Source organism: Frankia sp. CeRuru1, from assembly GCF_977966315.1.
The window spans coordinates 6799-12485 of the sequence record NZ_CDWWEW010000137.1 but is presented as its reverse complement, the minus strand read 5'-3'; the positions used below and the strand labels follow the sequence as shown (position 1 = coordinate 12485).

Here is a 5687-nt window from a genome sequence, read left to right as displayed (position 1 = left end):
CCCCCGACCTGACCCGCCGCCAGTCCGGCCCGTCCTGGACATCCGGGACAAGTGCCGACCGGACGGACGACGCGATCAGTCATGCAGCCTGGACGTCTTGGACGTCTGGGACGCGGTTCTGGAGGTTCCGGAGGGCTGCGCTCCACCGTCCGGATCGTCCCGAAAATCGGGCTCGCCCACGTGGGCGAACGATAAGGCGACCGAATCACGGTAACAAGTCGGCGTCGCACCATACAGCCGTTTGAATTCTCGACAGAAGTGACTCGTGTCCGCAAAACCCCAACGGCTGGCGATCGCCTGAATAGAGCATGATCCCTCGATCAGGTCCCGGCGGGCTCGTGCGAGTCGCTGGGAGCGGACGACGGCGCTGTAGCTGTTTCCTGTCGCGGCGAAGCCGCGCTGCAGCGTGCGGACAGACACACACTGCGCAGCGGCCGCCGCAGCGGCACTGACGTCGCGGTGGCCAAGGTTTCGAGCTAGCCAGCGTTCCACTGCGAGCCGCAGCGCTTCCCCAGTGATCGCATTCGTGAACGTGGCCTCGGGGCGCACCGCCGCGGCCACCAACTCCAATGCCGCGTTGCGGGCCGCCGTTATGGTGGGGGCGGGAATCTCGTGCGGGAGGCTGGCAAGTGAGGCGATATAACTGCGCAACAACCTGATCGCGGGAGCGTTCACGTCCACCACGAGGTCGGCTTCCAACCACGGGCTCTCCAAGACCTCTTCCAGCGCCACCCTCGGCATTACCAGGGTAATTTTGCGGAAGTGCTCGACAACTTCGAACCGCATCCTTTGCGTGCTGTTCCAAGCCACGAAGCTGCCCGGAGTGACAACAATCTTCTTGTCCTCGATGGCAAGCCGTTCAGTCCCAGCGGTAGCGAAGAAGATCGCAATATTTTCCTCGCTGGTCCGGCTGATCAGACTTCGACTACGTTCACCCCTACACGGATCACATGCGATCTCCAGCAGCGCGATGTCATCGAACCAGCGACGCTCAATCGAGGCACGGTAGGGTAATTTCCCTGGAGGAACATCAGTGTGGAATGGCGTCACCGTGCTGCCCAGGATCTCCTCCCAGCGTCCAGGACGGTCGCGATGGGGTACATCGACAAGGTCGTACATCTCGTAGGTCCGCATGATGACCTCCTACCGGGAACCTGGGCCGCCGCGCCTGCAAGCATAAGCGGCTCTACGCAGTTCACCGGGAGTCGTAGCTGGCCGGTTATTGGACGTTGGGGTGGGTGGTGGCGGGTAGCCAGTCGGGGCGGCTACTTCGGGTGGTGGCGTAGCTGGCGCGGCGCTGCTGGTTCGGGACGTTGCGCAGGCCGAAGGCGGTGCGGTAGACGAGCTTGGTGACCCGGTTGACGGCCTCGGCGGCGTTGGAGAGCCCGAGGAGGATCGCGGTGGCGATCTCGTTGCGCCAGCCGGAGATCCTCTCGGCAAGGGTGACGACCTCGGGGACGTCCTTTCCGAAGGTCGCGCAGTAGCCGAGGAACCTGGTCAGGGCCCTGGCGATGTCGGTGCGGGGTGGTCGCGACGCCGGTGCGGGCCGGGGAGAGCGCGAGCAGGTCGAGCAGCAGATTCTTGGCGTTCCAGGCGGTGCGCAGCGCGTGGGCGGCCTCACCGTCGAGGTCCTCGAGAACCGTGAAGGTCTCGAGGATGCGGCGGCGCCCGCGGTCGGAAAGCGCATCCGGGCCCCACAGCAGCAGGTCTTTGATCGTGTACTCGGGGTTGGTGGCACGGCCGCGGCGGAGTCGATGAGCACCGTCTGCCAGCGGTCGGCGTCGGTCACCCACGCCCCGGTGAGCGGGTCGCGGTGGAAACGCGGCGAGCCGCGCCGCTGGTCATCGATCCCGAGCACCGACACGTCGGGCAGCGCCGCCCGCAGCGACAGCCGGTTCGCACGGCCGACGCCCGCCGGCCGTGCGAACCGGCCGACGCCAGGTCGCTGACCTGGCCGTTCGTCATCGGCGGGTGTGTCCCTTTCCCCGAGCCCTGCACGGTCACACCCCGTCACAGCAGGCGGTCACTGAACGCTGGTGTTCAAACACGGCTCCCGGCCAACCGTGTAGGGCCGCATAAGCAGTGGAAAGACGTGCGGGAAGCCCAGGTAAGTCGCGGTAGTGGACTCCACGCCCGTGGTGTACGAGTAGCGACCGACTGGCTATGAGCGGGCGAAGCTGGTCAGGTCAACCGGGATGATCCCGTGCTTCCTGCAGTACTCGTTGTATCGCTCGGCGAACGTATGGGCCTGCTCGATGCCGATGATCTCGTCGTTTGGGCCGAGGAAAGCAATAGCTCCTTCAACCGAGATGAACACCTCGATGCCCTCGTCAGGCTCCACAATGAACGTGTGCCTGCTGTTGGCGACCTCGTACACGAAGTCACCCGGCCCCGACACCCAGGCGTGCTCCGCGTACCGCCATTTCCCTCGAATGGTGTAGACAAGCACGCGACCATAATGGTCGTGCACACCCAGCGAGGCTCCCCCCGGCGCCCGCAGAAGCATTTGTGTCTCGCTCTTGACCAGATCCACATGAAGGATCTTTAATTCCACCTCGTTCGTGTAAGGCGTGAACGGAACCCACGGAAGATCGTCGACTCCCGTGTGCGTTGGAGCGAAATGTTGGAGGGGATTGACCAGTGTCGTCATCTGCGTCTCCTCGGGAGATTGGCGTCGATCCCTGCCTTCGGAATCGTCTGGATCCGGCGGGGAACGGCCGGCTAGGTGAGCGGTAGGGTTTGATTCTGGACCCACCAAAAGATCCGAGATAGAACAGCGGTGACAGATCCCTGAACACGCGCGACAAGCGCGGGTGCCACGCGCGCCGTTGGGGCGAGGACCGGGGTGCCGACGACACCGCCGGGCAGGATAACCCCATGATGATGCGGACGTCCGACGACCGTGTGCGAGAACTCACCGCTGCGCTGGAACGCGACGAGGGACTGGTGGATCCCACGATCGAGCGTGTCCGGCGCGAGATCCCGGCCTATGAGGTGGTCCCGACCGAGGCGCTGGTGACGAGCATCCACCGCAACGTCGTGCTGGCGTGCCGCACCCTGCGGGCGGGCGTCGTGCCGCCGAGCTCGGAGATCTGGCAGGCCGAGCGCACAACGCTGGAACGGCTCCAGCAGGGCGTGCCGATCGAGGACATCATGGGCGGCTTCCGCAGCTGCATAGCGAGCATCCAGGACCGGCTGGTGGATCGCGCCCAGGAGTTCGGGGTCGACCACCCCGAGTCACTCACCCTCACCTCGCTGCTGTGGAAGCTGAGTGACGTGTTCTCCGCTCGTGCGGCGAGCGCCTACCGCGAGTACGGCCTGTCGCATGCGGTGGCGGACCGAAGGCGCAGGGACGAATGGCTCGCCGGGCTGCTCGCCGGCACCCTGTCGCCGACGCAGATTGAGCAGGGGTGCATCCGCTACCACGTGCGGCGCGACACACACCTGCGGGCGGTGTGCACTGCCGCCTTACCGGAAGCGGAGCTGGACCAGGCCCTCAACCTGATCAACCAGGGATGCCGGCGCAGCAACGTGGTCCTGCTCCTGGTGCCCTCCCAAGGCCGGCTCGTGGGGATCGTGTCGGGGCTGCCACCCGCGGTCCCGGGGCTGCTGGTCGCCGCCGGGCCCGAGGGGCCGCTGGACCGGGTCGCGACGTCCTTCTCGGTGGCCAACGACGTCTTGGCCGCGGCCCGACTGCGCCACAACGAGGGCGTGCACACCCTCGAGGGCCTCGGCTGGCGGGTGGCCGTGCCGCGCGCGGCGGACGTGACCGCACTGATGCGGGCCCGCTACCTCCAGCCGCTCCGGGACACCGGTGCGTTCGGGGAGGAAGTCGTCGAGTCGCTCCGCTGCTACCTGGCCAATGGCCGTAACATCCCGCGGACCGCCGAGGCGCTGCACATACACGTCAACACGCTGCGCTACCGGCTAGCCCGGTTCGAGGAGCTGACCGGGCGGTCCCTGGACGACACCGACACCCTGGTGGAACTGTCCTGGGCCTTCCACGCGGAGACGGCAGCCCCGCTGGTTTCGTAGCCGCATACGAAGCAAGGGGCGCCGCGTTGGCATCCCGCCCGTAGCCTCCGATGTGTCACACGCCACATCCTGTTGGGAATCCGTACCCGCTATCGGGCCCATCAGAGCTCGACGTCCCGAGCTGGTGGTCTCAGCCGCCGCCCAACAGGAGAGCAACCCATGACCGCTTCGATGACAGCAACAACCGGCCTCCGGGAACGGACCAACCACTATCGGCAGCTCCTGGCCGCCTCCGTCGGCAACGCCGTCGAATGGTTCGACTGGTACATCTACTCGATGCTTGCGGTGTACTTCTCCACGCAGTTCTTCCCGGCCAGCCCGGGAGGCAGCCTGGTGCCGCTGATGTCGACGTTAGCGATCTTCGCCGTCGGATTCTTCGCCCGCCCGGTCGGAGCGCTGATCCTCGGGATTCTCGCCGACCGGATCGGCCGCCGCAGGACGCTTAGCACCACGATTATGGGCATGGGCCTGGGCAGTCTCATCATCGGGCTTGCCCCCACCTACGAGCAGGTCGGGGTCGCCGCCCCGGCGCTGCTCCTGCTGGCCCGGCTGATCCAGGGTGCCTCCGCGGGGGGCGAGTATGCCGCGGGAAGCGCGTTTCTCATCGAGTCCGCACCGGATGGCCGTCGGGGGCTGTACTCGAGCTTCTTCTACATCAGTGCGACCTCGGCCAACCTGGCGGCGATCGGGATCAGCGCCTTACTCGCCAGCACGCTGGACTCGCAGAACATGACCAGCTGGGGCTGGAGGATCCCCTTCCTGCTCGGCTCGGTCGCGGCCGTGGTCGGCATGTGGATCCGGACGCACGCCAAGGAGACCCTCACCAAGACGGCGGACGAGCCGGCCGGTGCCCGTCGTGCCGACATGTTCGAGTTCCTCCGCCGGCACCCCAGGGAATCCCTCCAGGTGTTCGGGCTGACCGCGGCCCCGGCGCTGGTGTTCTATGTATGGACCGCCTACCTGCCGACGTACGCGAACATCACGGTGGGCTCCAACCTCAAGCACGGCCTGCTCTCCGGTGTCGTCGCGCTGACCATCTTCCTCGCCCTGCAGCCGGTCTTCGGAGCGATCTCGGACCGCGTCGGCAGGCGGCCGATGCTGCTCACCTTCGGCACCTTCTTCGTGGTCGGCACGGTTCCGATGCTGGCCCTCCTGGACGGCTCGACCACCAGGCTGCTCCTGGTTCAAATCATGGGGCTGGTGTTCCTCGCCTGCTGGTCGTGCATCTCGAGCGCGGTGGTCGCCGAGCTGTTCCCGGCACGCCTGCGCAGCTCCGGTATCGGGTTCCCCTATGCGCTCGCCGTCGCCCTCTTCGGCGGCACCGGCCCCTACGTCGCCACCTACCTCGTGGACATCGGCCACCCCGCATCCTTCGGCTGGTACGTCACCGCCGTCGCCCTGGTCAGCACCGTGGTCTTCAGCCGGCTCCCCGAGACCGCGCACCGGCCCCTGCACTGACCGACAGGAGACATCGCCCGCGGGTCCGAGAGTCTGGATCACGCTGGCAGAGGACGGCGGTGGCTTCCACCGCGGTGCTTCCACCGCGGTGGAGAGGCTGTCGCATCTCCTGGGCGCGCAGGATGGCACCAGGTGTCTCCACCATCGCCCATATCATGGTGCGGTCCGGCGCGCCGGCCGCCTCGAGCCCTTTT

At 66.7% G+C, this 5687-nt stretch carries 5 protein-coding genes; 2 read left to right on the top strand and 3 right to left on the bottom strand.

The genetic code is table 11. The annotated features are described in order from the left end of the window. Nucleotides 1-75: 75 nt before the first annotated feature. The 3 genes from AC08OP_RS12035 to AC08OP_RS12025 all read right to left on the bottom strand — a co-directional run bounded on the left by AC08OP_RS12035 (nt 76) and on the right by AC08OP_RS12025 (nt 2650). The gene (locus AC08OP_RS12035; protein WP_476614271.1) at nt 76-1134 is read right to left on the bottom strand and encodes an AraC family transcriptional regulator; all 1059 of its coding nucleotides are present in this window, start codon (nt 1132-1134) and stop codon (nt 76-78) included. Nucleotides 1135-1219: 85 nt separating this feature from the next. Next, on the bottom strand, nt 1220-1621 hold the full coding sequence (locus AC08OP_RS12030) for a transposase (protein WP_476614270.1): 402 nt from the start codon (nt 1619-1621) through the stop codon (nt 1220-1222). 540 nt (nt 1622-2161) lie between these two features. Then, nucleotides 2162-2650 carry a 2,4'-dihydroxyacetophenone dioxygenase family protein gene (locus AC08OP_RS12025; protein ID WP_476614269.1) on the bottom strand — a complete coding sequence of 163 codons (489 nt, stop codon included), beginning with the start codon at nt 2648-2650 and terminating at the stop codon, nt 2162-2164. A 227-nt stretch (nt 2651-2877) separates the two neighbouring features. Here AC08OP_RS12025 and AC08OP_RS12020 point away from each other — a divergent pair, with 227 nt between their 5' ends. Continuing rightward, nucleotides 2878-4035, top strand: coding sequence for a PucR family transcriptional regulator (locus AC08OP_RS12020; protein ID WP_476614268.1), 1158 nt, complete (start codon nt 2878-2880; stop codon nt 4033-4035). Between the two features lie 159 nt (nt 4036-4194). Continuing rightward, on the top strand, nt 4195-5493 hold the full coding sequence (locus AC08OP_RS12015; RefSeq protein WP_476614267.1) for an MFS transporter: 1299 nt from the start codon (nt 4195-4197) through the stop codon (nt 5491-5493). Nucleotides 5494-5687 lie beyond the last annotated feature (194 nt).